Origin of the sequence: Prauserella sp. PE36, from assembly GCF_003311655.1 — a bacterium.
In the GTDB taxonomy this organism is placed as follows: Bacteria; Actinomycetota; Actinomycetes; order Mycobacteriales; family Pseudonocardiaceae; genus Prauserella_A; species Prauserella_A endophytica.
The window spans coordinates 58,551-73,236 of record NZ_QEQT01000035.1; the positions used below are offsets into that span (position 1 = coordinate 58,551).

Annotated in this window: 14 protein-coding genes; 5 read left to right on the plus strand and 9 right to left on the minus strand. The window is 71.8% G+C overall.

Annotated features, from left to right (window positions below; all coding sequences use genetic code 11):
* The first annotated feature begins 44 nt into the window (after positions 1 to 44).
* On the plus strand, positions 45 to 845 hold the full coding sequence (locus tag DI005_RS04625) for a S9 family peptidase (protein WP_113641357.1): 801 nt from the start codon (positions 45 to 47) through the stop codon (positions 843 to 845).
* Here the strand turns inward: DI005_RS04625 and DI005_RS04630 are convergent.
* Positions 840 to 1,799: a LysR family transcriptional regulator gene (locus DI005_RS04630; protein ID WP_113641358.1), complete on the minus strand. Its 960-nt coding sequence runs from the start codon at positions 1,797 to 1,799 to the stop codon at positions 840 to 842. The two genes, DI005_RS04625 and DI005_RS04630, sit on opposite strands and share 6 nt — an antisense overlap.
* Before the next feature lie 156 nt (positions 1,800 to 1,955).
* Here DI005_RS04630 and DI005_RS04635 point away from each other — a divergent pair, with 156 nt between their 5' ends.
* Positions 1,956 to 2,588: a dihydrofolate reductase family protein gene (locus DI005_RS04635; protein WP_112272220.1), complete on the plus strand. Its 633-nt coding sequence runs from the start codon at positions 1,956 to 1,958 to the stop codon at positions 2,586 to 2,588.
* Between the two features lie 31 nt (positions 2,589 to 2,619).
* Here DI005_RS04635 and DI005_RS04640 read toward each other — a convergent pair whose 3' ends face one another.
* Positions 2,620 to 3,063, minus strand: coding sequence for a PaaI family thioesterase (locus DI005_RS04640; protein ID WP_113641359.1), 444 nt, complete (start codon positions 3,061 to 3,063; stop codon positions 2,620 to 2,622).
* A gap of 60 nt (positions 3,064 to 3,123) precedes the next feature.
* Here DI005_RS04640 and polA point away from each other — a divergent pair, with 60 nt between their 5' ends.
* Together polA and DI005_RS04650 are read left to right on the plus strand one after the other, a co-directional pair.
* Positions 3,124 to 5,844, plus strand: a complete 2,721-nt coding sequence (gene polA, locus DI005_RS04645) for a DNA polymerase I (RefSeq protein ID WP_112272216.1) — start codon at positions 3,124 to 3,126, stop codon at positions 5,842 to 5,844.
* A gap of 101 nt (positions 5,845 to 5,945) precedes the next feature.
* A complete protein-coding gene (locus DI005_RS04650; RefSeq protein WP_228714153.1) occupies positions 5,946 to 6,551 on the plus strand; it encodes a hypothetical protein in 606 nt (201 codons plus the stop codon).
* On the opposite strand, the gene DI005_RS04655 is transcribed toward DI005_RS04650, so the two are convergent.
* The 6 genes from DI005_RS04655 to DI005_RS04680 all read right to left on the minus strand — a co-directional run bounded on the left by DI005_RS04655 (position 6,545) and on the right by DI005_RS04680 (position 12,405).
* On the minus strand, positions 6,545 to 7,123 hold the full coding sequence (locus DI005_RS04655; RefSeq protein WP_113641360.1) for a TetR/AcrR family transcriptional regulator: 579 nt from the start codon (positions 7,121 to 7,123) through the stop codon (positions 6,545 to 6,547). The genes DI005_RS04650 and DI005_RS04655 overlap by 7 nt on opposite strands.
* Positions 7,120 to 9,015, minus strand: a complete 1,896-nt coding sequence (locus DI005_RS04660; RefSeq protein WP_113641361.1) for a YhgE/Pip family protein — start codon at positions 9,013 to 9,015, stop codon at positions 7,120 to 7,122. The genes DI005_RS04655 and DI005_RS04660 overlap by 4 nt, the downstream gene beginning before the upstream one ends.
* Positions 9,012 to 9,668 (minus strand): ABC transporter ATP-binding protein, encoded by a 657-nt coding sequence (locus DI005_RS04665; RefSeq protein WP_113641362.1) that lies wholly within the window; start codon positions 9,666 to 9,668, stop codon positions 9,012 to 9,014. The genes DI005_RS04660 and DI005_RS04665 overlap by 4 nt, the downstream gene beginning before the upstream one ends.
* A 71-nt stretch (positions 9,669 to 9,739) precedes the next feature.
* Positions 9,740 to 10,666, minus strand: a complete 927-nt coding sequence (locus DI005_RS04670; RefSeq protein WP_113641363.1) for a GNAT family N-acetyltransferase — start codon at positions 10,664 to 10,666, stop codon at positions 9,740 to 9,742.
* A gap of 21 nt (positions 10,667 to 10,687) precedes the next feature.
* The gene (locus DI005_RS04675) at positions 10,688 to 11,560 is read right to left on the minus strand and encodes a GNAT family N-acetyltransferase (RefSeq protein WP_112272207.1); all 873 of its coding nucleotides are present in this window, start codon (positions 11,558 to 11,560) and stop codon (positions 10,688 to 10,690) included.
* A complete protein-coding gene (locus DI005_RS04680; RefSeq protein WP_113641364.1) occupies positions 11,557 to 12,405 on the minus strand; it encodes a class I SAM-dependent methyltransferase in 849 nt (282 codons plus the stop codon). The genes DI005_RS04675 and DI005_RS04680 overlap by 4 nt, the downstream gene beginning before the upstream one ends.
* Positions 12,406 to 12,677: 272 nt before the next feature.
* Between DI005_RS04680 and rpsA the strand changes: the two genes are divergently transcribed.
* Positions 12,678 to 14,180: a 30S ribosomal protein S1 gene (rpsA, locus tag DI005_RS04685; protein WP_112272203.1), complete on the plus strand. Its 1,503-nt coding sequence runs from the start codon at positions 12,678 to 12,680 to the stop codon at positions 14,178 to 14,180.
* A 222-nt stretch (positions 14,181 to 14,402) separates the two neighbouring features.
* On the opposite strand, the gene DI005_RS04690 is transcribed toward rpsA, so the two are convergent.
* Entirely contained in the window at positions 14,403 to 14,615 is a 213-nt protein-coding gene (locus DI005_RS04690) for a hypothetical protein (protein ID WP_110339826.1), read from the minus strand.
* Positions 14,616 to 14,686 lie beyond the last annotated feature (71 nt).

The window sequence follows — 14,686 nt, forward strand, 5'->3', positions numbered from 1 at the left end:
GGCGGTTTGCTTGTTCTCACACGGGAAAGACAACAGGAGGAACCATGGATACCTCGGCCATGATCAAGGGTGTCGCCGCCGGAGTGCCGTACGTGGCGCTGCGCCCCGAGGGCACCGGTGGCCCGGCCCCGGCCGTCGTGACGTGGCACCTGATGGACGCGCCGCGCAGCGAGCGGGCCATGGCCTCGGCGCTGCCGATGTCGGGGGTGCCGGCGTGGCGCGTCTACTTCGGACTGCCGATGTCCGGGGAACGGCCGCTCCCCGGCGGGCCCGACGAGTTCTTCCGGCTGGCGGGCGAGGACTACGTGCTCAACATCGCGGAGCCGGTGACCGACCAGGCCGCGGCCGAGCTGCCGGCCGCGCTGGAGGCGCTGCGCGAGCAGTTGCCGATCACGGAGGCGCCGATCGGTGTCGCGGGCGGTTCGGCGGGGTCGGCCGTCGCGCTGGAGGTGCTCGCGAGGGCAGAGGTTCCCGTCGCGGCGGCGGCGCTGGTCAGCCCGGTGATCCAGCTGGCGCCGGTGGTCGCGGCGAACGCGCGGCGGTTCGGCGTGACCTACCACTGGAGCGAGCGCTCGCGGGCGGTGGCCGAGCGGTTCGACTTCGTCCGCAGGGCGGGGGAGCTCGGCACGGACGTGCTGCTGGTGGTCGGCGAGCAGGACGACGTCGCCTTCCGCGAGCCCGCCGAGGCGCTGTACCGCGAGCTGGGCGAGCGCGGCAGGCTCGTCGTGGTGCCCGGCATGGAGCACGCGCTCGCCGAGGAGCCGGGGCTGGAGCCCGCGCCGCAGACGCCGCACGCGGCGGTGGCCGACGCCGAGTTCACCGAGTGGTTCCAGCGGCGGCTATGACGACCGCCTCGCCGAGGCGGGGGCGTCGGGGAGCCACGTTCGCGCCGGGTCGTGGTCGCACCAGCCCTCGGCCCGGCTCGTGTGACCCGCGAGGGCGAGCAGCTTGCTGACGGCGGGGCGCTGCCTGCCCTTGCGCCACACGACCGACCAGGGGAACAGCGGTGAGGGCTCGAACGGCAGCACCCGCAGGTTCAGGTCTGGAGCCAGCTCCATGTCGGCACCGGCCAGCGTCACGCGCGGCGGGCCGTAGCGGGTCTGCTCCAGCGTGTGCCGCAGGTCGAAGCTGACCCCGGAGTCGTCGAGCGGCACGCCGAGGCTCTCGCTCATCCGGCGCAGGAACGCCAGCCACTCGACGGGCCCGGCGAGCGAAGGCAGCCAGATGCCCTCGGACCGGAGATCGGCCATGCGGACCACGTCGCCGTCCGCGAGCGGGTGCTCCGGCGGCAGCAGCGCGACGAGCGGTTCCAGCCGGACCAGCCGGTGGTCCAGCTCGGCTGGCAGCTCGCGGCCGAGGTCGTGGACGCGGCCGAACGCCACGTCGACCTCGCCGCGCAGCAGGGGATCGAGCGTGTTCGCCAGCCCTCGCCGCCAGCTGCGCTCCACCCGCAGCCCTGGGTCCCGAGCGGCGAGGCGGCGCAGCATGAACATCGGCGAGAGCCGGTTGTCGAGCAGGTCGAGGCGCACGGGCGCGTCGGCGGTGCCGAGCACGGCGACGGCGGCGTCGGCGGCGCGCAGCAGGTCCTGGGCGCGGGGCAGGAACCGCTGGGCGTCGGCGGTGAGCTCAACCGAGCGGTTGGTCCGGACGAACAGCCGGACGCCGAGCGTGTCCTCGAGCCTGCCGATGCGCTTGGAAAGGGCCTGCTGCGACAGGAACAACCGCTCGGCCGCCCTGCTGAAGTTCAGCAGTTCGGCGGTGAGGACGAAGGCGCGGACCTGCGCCAGGTCGAGGTCCATGGGGTGCGGTGCCTGCCTGCCCTGTCGGTATGGGTGCCGAGCTAGACGTTACCCGCAGGTCAGGGCGATCGAGACGGCAACCGATGAGTTTCCGGCTCGCCGGTGGTCCATCCAGGCGAGCGGAAACCAGCACCTCCGGCCACAGAAGGAGCAGCCATGTCACTCGCCCGCGTCCACAACTTCGCCATCTCCCTCGACGGCTTCGGCACCGGTGAGGGGCAGAGTCACGACGCACACTTCGGTCACGCCGGGGACCGGCTGCACCAATGGATGTTCACCACCCGGTGGTGGCAGCCCGGCGGTAGCCGCGGCGTCGACAACGCCTTCGTCGAACAGCACGATCCGGGAATCGGCGCGGAGATCATGGGCGCAGGCAAGTGGGGCCACCCCGGCTGGCACGAGGACCCGGACTGGAAGGGCGCGTGGGGCCCCAACCCGCCCTTCCACACACCGGTCTTCGTCCTCACCCATCACCCTCGCCCCTCGATCGAGATGGAGGGCGGCACGACGTTCCACTTCCTCGACGCGTCGCCGGTCAAGGCGCTCGAAACGGCCCGCGAGGCCGCGGGCGGCAAGGACGTGCGCATCGGTGGTGGTCCAACCGTGGTTCGCGACTTCCTCGCTGCCGGGCTCATCGACCACCTGCACATCGTGGTGGTCCCGATCGTGCTCGGCCGAGGCGTGCGCCTCTGGGACGGGCTGGAGGCCGTCGAGAAGGACTACCAGGTCGAGGCCACGTCCTCGCCGAGTGGAGTCACGCATGTGACGTTCACGCGTGCCGGTGCCTGAACCCGTCTCGACGCCAGGCCCGCCGGTTCTCTCAGGAGGCCGGCGGCCGGTCCCGGACGATGCACGTCAGCCGGGCGGTGCAGGTGCGGCGGCCCGACTCGTCGGTGATGGTGATCTCCGATGTGATGGTGCTGCGGCCGACGTGTAGGGGCACCGCCACACCGGTCACCAGTCCCTTGATCGCCGCCCGGTGGTGCGTGCAGGACAGCTCCAGCCCCATCGCGGCCCGCCCGGCCCCGGCGTTGAGGGCCGCGAGCGTGGAGCCCAACGCCTCGGCGAGCACGGCGTTGGCGCCGCCGTGGAGCAGACCGTAGGGCTGGAGGTTGCCCGCGACGGGCATCGTGCCGACGACCCGCTCTGGGCTCAGCTCCGTGAAGGTGAGACCGACCTTGTCGTTGAGTTGCTGCTCCGCGATCTCCGGGCTGATGCCCGCGAGCTGCTCGCGGATCTCCTCTTCTGACACGTGCTCGGTCACTCAAAGCTCCTAGTTCGACACAAGGCGGGGCTGTCAGAGGCTCACCCTAGACTCACGGTCGTGAGCCCGAAGCAAAACACCTCAGTAGCGAACGACACACCCCGGCTGTTGCTAATCGACGGTCACTCGATGGCGTACCGGGCGTTCTTCGCCGTGCCCGCGGACCGGTTCCGAACGTCGACCGGTCAGGTCACCAACGCGGTGTTCGGGTTCACCTCGATGCTCATCAACCTGTTGCGGGACGAGACGCCGACGCACCTGGCGGTGGCGTTCGACGTCTCGCGCCAGACGTTCCGGTCGGAGACCTTCGCCGACTACAAGGCCAACCGGCAGACCACACCCGACGACTTCAAGGGCCAGGTCGAGCTGATCAAGGAGATCCTCGCCGCGCTCGCCATCCCGGTGCTGGAGAAGCAGGGCTACGAGGCCGACGACATCATCGCCACGCTCACCACCCAGGCGGCGGCCGACGACTACGAGGTCCTCATCTGTACGGGTGACCGCGACGCGCTGCAGCTCGTCACCGACTCCGTGACCGTGCTGTACCCGCGCAAGGGCGTCTCCGACCTCGTGCGCTACGACCCCGGGGCCGTGGAGGAGAAGTACGGGCTCACGCCGGCGCAGTACCCCGACTTCGCCGCCCTGCGCGGCGACCCGTCGGACAACCTGCCCGGCATCCCCGGCGTGGGGGAGAAGACCGCGGCCAAGTGGGTCAAGCAGTTCGGCACGCTCGGCGACCTCGTCGACCGCATCGACGAGGTGAAGGGCAAGGTGGGCGACGCGCTGCGCTCGCACGTCGATTCCGTGCTGCTCAACCGGCAGCTCACCGAGCTGGTCCGGGACGTGCCGCTCGAGACGGTGCCCGAGGGCCTGCGGGTGCAGCAGTGGGACCGCGACGCGGTGCACCGGCTGTTCGACGAGCTGGAGTTCCGGGTGCTGCGCGACCGGCTGTTCGCGTCGCTGTCGGCGGCGGAGCCGGAGGCCGACGAGGGTTTCGAGATCCGCGGCGGGGCGCTGCAGCCCGGTGCGCTGGCCGACTGGCTCTCCCGGCACGCCGGCGACACGGGCCCCACGGGACTGGCCTTCCGCACCACCGGCGCGTCGGTGTCGGCGGACCTGCGCTCGATCGCGCTGTCCGCGCCCGACGGCGAGGGCGTCTACCTCGACGTGACGAAGCTGGACGAGGCCGACGAGAAGACGCTCACCGCGTGGCTGGCCGACCCGGCCGCCCGCAAGGTGGGGCACGCTCTGAAGGTGCCGCTGCACGCGCTGCTCGCGAGGGGCTGGCGCGTCGAGGGGCTGACGATGGACACCGAGCTCGCGGCCTACCTGGTGCGGCCGGGCCAGCGCTCGTTCGAGCTGGACGACCTCGTGCTGCGTTACCTGCACCGCGAGCTGCGCTCGGAGGGCTCCGCCGACGACGGGCAGCTGTCGCTGCTCGACACGGCGGAGGACCCGGACGGCGAGACCAAGATCGTGCACGGTGAGCTGGTCCGTGCCCGCGCGGTGGCCGAGCTGGCCGGCGCGCTCACCGACGAGCTCACCGCCATCGGCGGCGCGCCCCTGCTCGCGGAGATCGAGCTGCCGCTGCTCGGGGTGATCACGAACCTGGAGGCTGCGGGCATCGCCGTCGATCTCGAGCAGCTCACCACCCTGGAGGCGCACTACGCCAACCGCGTCCGGCAGGCCACGGAGGAGGCCTACGCCGTCATCGGCAAGCAGATCAACCTCGGCTCGCCCAAGCAGCTGCAGGTGGTGCTCTTCGACGAGCTGGGCATGCCGAAGACCAAGCGCACCAAGACCGGCTACACCACCGATGCGGATGCGTTGCAGACGCTGTTCGAGAAGACCGAGCACCCGTTCCTGCAGCACCTGCTCGAGCACCGGGACGCGACGCGGCTGCGGACCACGGTCGAGGGCCTGATCAAGTCGGTCGCCGACGACGGCCGCATCCACACCACGCTGCACCAGACCATCGCCGCAACCGGCAGGCTGTCCTCAGTGGATCCGAACCTGCAGAACATTCCGATCAGGACGGACGAGGGCCGCCGCATCCGCGAGGCGTTCGTCGTGGGGCCCGGCTACACCCAGCTCATGACGGCCGACTACAGCCAGATCGAGATGCGCATCATGGCGCACCTTTCCGGCGACGCGGAGCTGATCGAGGCGTTCCAGTCCGGGTTCGACTTCCACGCCGCCACGGCCGCGCGTGTGTTCTCGGTGGAGCCCACCGAGGTCACCGGCGCGCAGCGCGCCAAGATCAAGGCGATGAACTACGGCCTCGCCTACGGCCTTTCCGCCTACGGGCTCTCCCAGCAGCTGCGCATCTCCACCGAGGAGGCGCGCGGGCTGATGGACGACTACTTCGCCCGGTTCGGCGGCGTGCGGGACTACCTGCACAGCGTGGTCGACAAGGCGGCCAAGGTCGGGTACACGGAGACGATCTTCGGCCGCCGCCGCTACCTGCCCGACCTCACGAGCGACAACCGGCAGCGCCGTGAGATGGCCGAGCGGATGGCGCTCAACGCGCCGATCCAGGGCAGCGCGGCCGACATCATCAAGGTCGCCATGCTGGGCGTCCACCGCGCGCTCGCCGAGTCGGACCTCCGCAGCCGGATGCTGCTGCAGGTGCACGACGAGCTCGTGCTGGAGGTCGCCGACAGTGAGCACGAGGGCGTGGAAGCCTTGGTGCGCAAGGAGATGGGTGCCGCCTACGAGCTGGCGGTCCCGCTGGAGGTGTCGGTGGGCTTCGGCCAGTCCTGGAACGACGCGGCGCACTGACGCGGTTTCTCGTTTGCAGGGGGCCAAGAACTGGGAATTGCACGCCTTTTCCGGTGATCGGCACCGGTTGAAATCCGTGGAAAAGGGGTAGGTTTGCGGGTATGACAGCCCGCAACGCGCTGGTCCTCGCCGGCAGCGGCATGCTCAGCGTCGTGGTGCAGGAGCTCGCTCTCGACGGCTGGCGAGTGGTCTCACCAAGCAGGCGCTACGTCCCGCTGCCTGCCACCGACGACGCCGCGGACGGGGCGGCCCGCCCGCCGAGGTGGTCCCGCGGCCTGAGGAAGGACCGCGTCGGCGCGGGCAAGGCGATCTGGGTCGAGGCCCACTGGGACCGCCCGCGCGAGCTCGCCCACAAGGCGGAGAAGGCGTTGACGGCGCCTGCCGAGCTGCTGGTGGTGTGGGTACACGAGTCGTACCGGCGCTCGGTACTCGGCGCGGTCGAACCACTGCTGACCGCCACGGCGCCCTTCGTCGAGGTGCGCTCGCTCGCGGACCTCGCCGTGGTGCCCGACGATCCGGAGCCGGTGCTGTTCGGCCATCCGACGCAGCAGGTGCTGCTCGGCTCTGTCTCCGAGCTCGCCGCCCCCCGGCCGCTCGGTCACGACGAGATCGGGCGTGGCGTGCTCTACGCCGTCGAGCGCGCGCTGGAGGGCCGGCCATCCTCGCTGCACCAGCTCGGCGAGCGCAGGCCCGTGCACGGTCACTGAGCGCGGGCCGCGAGCAGCGCCAGCACGGCGTCGCGCACCTCCTCGCGGCTGCGCCCCGGCTCGAACACGAGCCAGTCGAGGGCCACCACCAGCAGCGTGCCGAACAGCGCCGCGGCCGCCGTCCGGAGCGGCACCCCCTGAGGGAACCGTCCGGCCCCCGCCACCCGCCGCAGCTGGTCCTCGAGAACCAAGACGATGTTCTCCCGCAGGGGCAGCAGGGTGGCCTGCCACCGCCCCGGCGCTCGCCACAGCTCGCTCACCAGGATCTGCGAGAAGCCCGGATACTCGCTCATGAACACCAGCGCGGCGTCGACCATCGCCGCGAGCCCGGCCATCGGGTCCGGGTCGGACGCCGGGGCGCGCAACCGCTCGGCCAGCAGGTCCACCCCGTACCGCAGCAGCGCCTCGACGAGACCGTCCTTGCTGCCGAAGTTGTAGTACACGGTGCCCTTGGCGACCCCGGCCTCGGCGGCGATCTCGTCCACCGTCACCGCCGCGAGGCCACGGCTGCGCGCGAGCCGCATCGTGGCCTCGAACAGCCTGCGCCGAGTGGCCTCCGCGCGCGGGCTCACAGCGCGAGCTCCGGTCTCAGCTGCCGGACCGTCCACACGCGACGCTTTTGCGCGGCGAACACCGACACCGCCAGCGCACCCGCCAGCCACGCGAGCAGCACGGCGATGTCGGGCCAGAGCCGTGTCGCGGCGCCGGTGTAGAGCAGGTGCCGCAGCCCGTCGATCACGTAGCCCATGGGAAGCACGACGTGCAGCGGGTGCAGCGCGTCGGGGATGGTCTGCCACGGGAACGTGCCCCCGGCGGTGACCAGCTGGAGCACCAGCAGCACGAGCCCGAGGAACTTGCCCACCGCGCCGAAGAGCGCGTTGAGCGCGTGCAGGATCGCCGTGAACGTCAGCGACCCCAGCAGCAGGAAGCCGATGGCCGCGACCGGCTTCGCGACGTCGATGCCGACGAGCCACGTCACCGCGGCGAACAGCACGAGCACCTGCGCCATGCCGAGCACCGCCGCCGGCAGCCACCCGCCGAGCGCCACCCTCAGTGGCGAGGCGCCCGCCGTGAGCGCGCGCGTGGACAACGGCCGCAGTAGCAGGAACAGTACGAACGCGCCGATCCACGTGGCGAGCGCGAGGAAGAACGGGGCGAGTCCGGCGCCGTAGGTGGCCGCCGAGGCGAGGCCGACCGAGTTGATCGTGACCGGGTCGGAGATCGTGGCCGCGGTGGCCCGCTGGGTGTCCTTGTCGGCGTTCGGGATCTGCTCGAGGCCCTCGATGAGCCCGTCGCGCAGCTGCCCGGCGCCGTCGGCCAGCTCTCGCGTGCCGGCGAGCGCGGTCGATTCGCCGTCGGTGAGGCTCGCCGCCCCGCCCGCGAGCTGGTTCGCGCCGTCGGACGCGCTCGCGATGCCCGTGGCCAGCTGGGGCGCGGCGGCGGCGAGCTGCTCGGCGCCCGTGGCGACCTGCCGCGAGCCGTCGGCGAGCGTGTTCAGCTGGCCCGCGGCCTGCTGGATCTGGGTGTTGGCGTTGTCGAGCGGGGTGCGCAGCTCGCCGACGACGCCGAGCACGTGCCGCACCTCGGGCTCCGACAGCCCGCCGTCCCGCAGCCGCTGCGCCAGCCGGCCGGTGGCGCCGTCGAGGTCGCTGCGCAGGTTCGCCGAGGTGGTCGCGAGCGCGGAGCCGAGCGCGGCGATCTGAGCGTTGCCCGTCGCGACCTGGGTGGCTCCGTCCGCGAGCCGGCGGGTCTGCTGCGGCAGCTGCTCGGTGCTGCCGCGCAACGTGGTGAGGCCCGTCGCGAGCTGGGTGCTGCCCGTGGCGAGTCGCTGAGCCCCGTTCGCCAGCTCCTGCTGGCCGTCGAGCAACCGGTTCGCGCCGTCGGCCAGCCGGGACGCGCCGCCCGCGGCCTCCTGCGTCCGGCCGTGGATGGTGGAGAAGCCGACCAGGAACCGGTTCGCGGCCTCCTCTCCGACCTGCTTCGCGATCGTGTCGCGGATCTGCTCGGCCACCTGGTCGGCGATCGTGCGCGAGAGGTAGTTGTTGGCGTCGTTGGTGGTCAGCGTGATCGCGGCCCGGCGGGGGTCGAGCTCGCCGCTGGAGAGCAGCGCCGAGGAGAAGCCTTCCGGGATCGTGATCGCGAACGCGTAGTCGTCGTCGCGCACGCCGTCGCGGGCGTCCCTCGCGGAGACCTGGTGCCACTGGAAACTGCCCGAGGAGACCAGCTCGTCGGTGACCTGCTTGCCGAGGTCACGCTGTTGCCCGTCGGCGTCCTTGGCGCCGGTGTCGGCGTTGACGACGGCCGCGGTCAGCTTGTCGAGCCTGCCGTAGGGGTCGTAGTTCGCGTAGAGGTAGAGCGAGGCGTAGAGCAGGGGGACCAGCACGAGCGCGGCGACCGCCAGCTTGGGCAGTGTCCCGCGGGTCAGCCTGCGCAGCTCTCCCGACGCGATGCGCAGTGGGTTCACGGGACCGGCTCCTCCTGGCAGCGTTGCGGGGCGGGCTGGTCGAGCCTGCCGATGCGGGCGGGTGTGGTGAGCAGTGCGGAGACGGGCAGGGTCGCGGTGAGCACCACGACGGCGCGGCCGCGCTCGGCGTGCTCGTGGGCGAGCATCCACCAGGAGTCCACGTCGCTCGTGTGCCGGTCGGGGCGGTCGAGCACGAGCATGCCGACGTTCGGCCTGCTCGCGGCCAGGTCGGTCAGCAGGCGGGTGCGCGGCTCGGCCGACAGGTTCTCGAAGCGGGTGCGGGCGTAGGCGGCGAGGTCGCGCCCGGCCAGCCAGTCCGTGACGGCGGCCGGGCTGGCGGGCTTGCCCGCCAGCGCCAGTTCCTCGGCCACCACAACGCGCAGTGGCAGCATCTCATCCGGCTCGCTGACGCCGGGGGAGTCCACCACGGCGACCAGCTCACGCAGGCGGCCGGGATCGGCAGCGCCGTCCACGGTGACCGTGCCGGTCGTCGGGTGGAGCCTGCCAGCCAGCGCCAGGCCGAACGCCGTGATCCCGGTGCCGGGGTCGCCGTGGACCACCGCGAACTCACCGCTCGACACCGTGAGCGACGTTTCCGGCAAGAGCGTGCCGTGCGGGCCGTCGAGTGAGACCCGATCGGCGACCACCTGCATGAGGCCTCCTTTTGAACTGACTCGTCAGTGCAAAATTAGGCCATTCAGCCCAATGCGACCACGCCGGGTGCTCAGCGCAACAGCGAGGCCGGACGAACCTCCCAGACCGTCCACAGCGGGCGGTAGCCCTGCCGGTGCCAGAACACCGACGACAGCGGGTTCAGCGGGTTGTAGTAGAGGTACGTGCCGCGCACCCCGGCCTCGCCCAGCCGGGCGTGCGCCGCGGCCATGAGCGTCCGGCCGACGCCGAGCCCCCGCGCCCGCGGCCCCACGCCAAGGCTGCGCACGAACGCCCACCGCCCCTCGGGCAGCACCGTGCCGAGCCACGTGCCGCGCTCGACGTCGGCCCAGCCGCCGTCGACCGCGCCCACCGGCTCGCCGTCCAGCTCGGCCAGCCAGACCGGTGCCCCCTCGGCCAGCTGTTCGGCCAGCGCGGCACGCCGTCGTTCGGCCGTGCCCTGCCGCACACGCAGGTTGCCGACGCGGCTCGAGTAGTCCACCGCCGAGCACTCGAGCCGCACGATCGCCTCGACGTCGCCCGGTTCCGCCGTGCGCACGGCGACGTCCGGGTTCCCCGCGGCGGGCGGCTGCTCCCCGGTCCGCACGGCGAGCGCCGACAGCGGCACGAGCCCGTGGTCGAGCAGCGCCCGCGTCGCCTCCGCGTCCCGGCTCGGCCAGGCCACCAGGCACGACGAGTCCTCGCCAGGCGACTCCTTGTCCAGCCGCGCCCTGCACGCGCGCAGCACGGCGTCCATCCCCTCGACGCCGCGCGTGCCGATCAGCGGTGTCAGCTCCCACGCCTCCAGCGCCGACCACACCGCCTCCGGCGCACCCGGCTTCGTGAACGTCACGCGCAGGACGCCGGTGACGCGGCCGCCGTCGGGCAGCGTGGCGACGAGCGTCTCGCCATCGGGTGGCTCGGTGATCACCGGCAGCAGTGGATCGATCGCGGCGAATCTCGCGGCCTGGTCGGCGACCAGGTCCGTTCCCTCCCTCATCTGCTCCCCCTCTTTCGTTCGCTAGCTCAACGCCGAAGCCGGTCTGACCTCCCATATCGTCCACAGTGGACGGTATCCCTGCCGGTGCCAGAAGACCGACGACAACGCGTTGTGCGGACTGTAGAACAGGTAGGTGCCGTGTGCGCCCCGCGCGAGCAGCTCGCGGTGCGCGGTCGCCATGAGCGTGCGGCCGACGCCGGTGCCGCGGGCCTCCGGCGCGACCGACACCGTGCCGACGCGGGCCCACAGGCCGTTCGCGATCCGGTCCGGCGCCGGGGCAGGCCAAGCGCACACGGCGAGCCCGACGGGCACGCCCTCGGCCTCGGCGAGCCACACCGGCTCGCCCCGCGCGAGCGTCCTGCGCAGCTCGGCCAGCAGCCGTCGGGCCGCGTCGGGTCGCTCCACGGCGGGGCCCACGAGCGCGGCGTAGCGCAGCTCGTCGAGCCACAGCCCGGCGAGGTCCTCCGCGTCGGCCCCGGTCGCGGCCCGCACGTCGACGCCGCCCGCCCGCACCTCGGGGACGGGTGCCCGCTCGCGGACCGCGAGTACCGCGCTCGGCGTGAGCCCGTGCCGCAGCAGCGCGGGCACCACACCGGTGTCGAGGCTCGGCCAGGTCACCGTGCACGCCGAGTCCGGGCCCGGCGACTCCCTGGCCAGGCGCTGGCGCAGCGCGCCGAGCAGCGCCGACATCGCCTCGCCGCCGAGCCCGGCGTCCAGCGGCGCCAGCTCCCACGTCCGCCTGCTGTGCCACAGGCTCGCCCAGCCCTCGTAGCGGGCCCGGTAGAGCACGCCTTCGACCTCGCGGCCGTCCGGCAGCGACGCCGTGAGCCGCTCGCCCGCGCCGGGATCGACGGTCTCGGGCAGCAGCGGGTCGAGCGCCGCGAAGCCGGTCATGGATCGAGCACCGCGCTGAAGATCGCCGTGCCGGGGAAGAGCTTGCCGCGCAGCGGGCTCCACTGCCCCCACGTGCGTGTGTGCCCGGCTGGCCACTCCGGCTCCACGAGGTCCACCAGCCGGAATCCGGCTGCCGCGAGCGCGCGCACGAAGTCGCCGACCGTGCGGTGGTACTCGACGTAGGTCGCCGCGCCGTCCTCGTCCACCTCGACGTACGGCGTGCGGTCGAAGTACGGCTGCGTGGCGGTGAGCCCGTTCGGTCCGGGGTCGTCGGGGAAGATCCAGCGCAACGGGTGGGTCACCGCGAACACCCAGCGGCCACCGGGCCGCAGCACGCGCGCGACCTCCGCGAACACGGCGTCGACGGAAGCGACGAACGGCACGGCGCCGAACGCGGAGCACGCGAGGTCGAAGCTGTCGTCCCGCAGCGGCAGCTGCTCGGCGCCCGCCCGCAGCAGGGCCGGATACAGCCCGGTGCGCGTGTTGCCCTCGCGGGCGTGCCGGAGCATGCCCGCCGAGAGGTCGAGCGCCACGGTGCGGGCACCCTGCGCCGTCAGCCAGCGCGCGCACGGCGCCGAGCCGCAGCCGACCTCGAGCACGTCGGCGCCCGCGACGTCGCCGAGCAGGCGCGCGTCGGCCTCGCGCAGCCCCTCGGGGCACCACACGAAGTCGGCCTCGCCGAGGAACTCGCCGTGGGTGGCGTGGTAGGCGTCGGCGTCCGCGTCCCACCAGGCCGAATTGGCCGTGACGGCCTCGGCGGAGCCGACGGGGCGGTAGGCGACACCGGCGGTGCCGAGGGCCTGCTCGGCGCGCTCGTGGCGGTCGGCGGGAGAGGGTGTGGACACGGGTTCATCCTCCCTGCCGGACGGGACGGTGATCGTCGGTGGACCCTGATTGTGCCCTGCGCCGCGCGCCGCGTACGATGTTCTCTAGCGCAGTGGGTTCGCGCTGCCTTCGGCTCAGTGGCAAACGCTGGGCGGTCAGGGTCGCGCACCTCGAGGTGATGCTCGCGGCCGTTCGTGGGTGAACGATTGCATCGTAGTCGCCTTGGTTCCCATCGATGCGCTACGCAACCGCAGATCTCCTAACACAATCCGCTACCGGAGCAACCCACCTAATGACCATCGACACCACCACCGCCCCGAGTGCCCCCGCGCAGGCGCAGCAGGTCGCCGTCAACGACATCGGGACGGAGGAAGACTTCCTCGCTGCAATCGACAAGACGATCAAATACTTCAACGATGGCGACATCGTCGAAGGCACGATCGTCAAGGTCGATCGCGACGAAGTGCTGCTCGACATCGGGTACAAGACCGAGGGCGTCATCCCGTCCCGTGAGCTGTCCATCAAGCACGATGTCGACCCGGCAGAGGTTGTCGCCGTCGGTGACGCGGTGGAGGCCCTCGTCCTGCAGAAGGAGGACAAGGAAGGTCGCCTGATCCTGTCCAAGAAGCGCGCCCAGTACGAGCGCGCCTGGGGCACGATCGAGGAGCTCAAGGAGAAGGACGAGCCGGTCAAGGGCACCGTCATCGAGGTCGTCAAGGGCGGCCTCATCCTGGACATCGGCCTGCGCGGCTTCCTGCCCGCCTCGCTGGTGGAGATGCGCCGCGTGCGCGACCTGCAGCCCTACGTGGGCCGCGAGCTCGAGGCCAAGATCATCGAGCTGGACAAGAACCGCAACAACGTGGTCCTGTCCCGCCGGGCCTACCTGGAGCAGACCCAGTCCGAGGTGCGCAGCGAGTTCCTCAACGCGCTCGCCAAGGGCCAGGTCCGCAAGGGTGTCGTCTCGTCGATCGTCAACTTCGGTGCCTTCGTGGACCTCGGTGGTGTCGACGGCCTGGTGCACGTCTCCGAGCTGTCCTGGAAGCACATCGACCACCCGAGCGAGGTCGTCGAGGTCGGCCAGGAGGTCACCGTCGAGGTGCTCGACGTCGACATGGACCGCGAGCGCGTTTCCCTGTCGCTGAAGGCCACCCAGGAAGACCCGTGGCGCCAGTTCGCCCGCACCCACGCGATCGGCCAGATCGTGCCGGGCAAGGTCACCAAGCTCGTCCCGTTCGGCGCGTTCGTCCGCGTCGAGGAGGGCATCGAGGGCCTGGTGCACATCTCCGAGCTGGCCGAGCGCCACGTGGAGATCCCGGAGCAGGTCGTGCAGGTCGGCGGCGAGGTCATGGTCAAGGTCATCGACATCGACCTCGAGCGTCGCCGGATCTCGCTGTCGCTGAAGCAGGCGAACGAGGGCTTCACGCCGGACTCGGAGTTCGACCCGACCCAGTACGGCATGGCGGCCGAGTACGACGAGCAGGGGAACTACATCTACCCCGAGGGCTTCGACCCCGACACGCAGGAGTGGCAGGAAGGCTACGAGAAGCAGCGTGAGGAGTGGGAGAAGCAGTACGCCGACGCCCACGCTCGCTACGAGCAGCACATGCGCCAGGTCGCCGAGGCGGCCCAGGCCAACGCCGCGGCGGTCGCCGAGGGCGCGACCGGCGTCGAGGGTGGCGACCAGAGCTACACCTCGGGCGGCCAGTCCGACCAGAGCTCGAAGAGCAGCGGCGGCACGCTGGCCAGCGACGAGCAGCTCGCGGCTCTGCGCGAGAAGCTCTCGGGCGGTGCGTGAGCCGCAGCCCGGCAGCTAGCTGAGTAAGGGCGGTGGCCCCGGTCCGCACGGACCGGGGCCACCGCCTTTTCCGTGCCCCCACTCTGACGTAGCCCATCTGCAGTGAAGGCCACCTTGCCTGCGTTCAACGCAGGCAAGGTGGCCTTCACTGCAGTCCGCCGGGGCTGACAAAAGCAGCGGCCCGCATCCCTGTCGGGATACGGGCCGCTGAGGGGTTGGTCCTTACGTGGTCGCCGGGGCCCAGGCGCGCTCGTGGGCGGCGGCGCGGGCGCGACGGCGCAGGCCGGCGAGGCTGTGCTTGGCGGGAACCAGCAGCGCCGTCAGCCAGCTTCTGCGGTACTCGTCGAGCGCGACCGCCACGGGACGATGCATGACGCAGTGCACCAGCCCGGGCGTACCGAGCCGGTGTCTCCCCACGTACTTGCTGGCTGGCATCGTTCCTCCGGGTGGGCGACCGCCTATGCCCGGCACCGTACGCAACCGATGAGCGGAATCGTCGTAAGCAC

Coding starts and splice junctions, on each gene's coding strand:
- DI005_RS04650 (WP_228714153.1), top strand. CDS start 5,946: ATGACAGCCCGCAACGCGCTGGTCCTCGCCGGCAGCGGCATGCTCAGC.
- rpsA (WP_112272203.1), top strand. CDS start 12,678: ATGACCATCGACACCACCACCGCCCCGAGTGCCCCCGCGCAGGCGCAG.
- DI005_RS04670 (WP_113641363.1), bottom strand. CDS start 10,666: ATGAGGGAGGGAACGGACCTGGTCGCCGACCAGGCCGCGAGATTCGCC.
- DI005_RS04690 (WP_110339826.1), bottom strand. CDS start 14,615: ATGCCAGCCAGCAAGTACGTGGGGAGACACCGGCTCGGTACGCCCGGG.
- DI005_RS04630 (WP_113641358.1), bottom strand. CDS start 1,799: ATGGACCTCGACCTGGCGCAGGTCCGCGCCTTCGTCCTCACCGCCGAA.
- DI005_RS04625 (WP_113641357.1), top strand. CDS start 45: ATGGATACCTCGGCCATGATCAAGGGTGTCGCCGCCGGAGTGCCGTAC.
- DI005_RS04665 (WP_113641362.1), bottom strand. CDS start 9,668: ATGCAGGTGGTCGCCGATCGGGTCTCACTCGACGGCCCGCACGGCACG.
- DI005_RS04675 (WP_112272207.1), bottom strand. CDS start 11,560: ATGACCGGCTTCGCGGCGCTCGACCCGCTGCTGCCCGAGACCGTCGAT.
- DI005_RS04635 (WP_112272220.1), top strand. CDS start 1,956: ATGTCACTCGCCCGCGTCCACAACTTCGCCATCTCCCTCGACGGCTTC.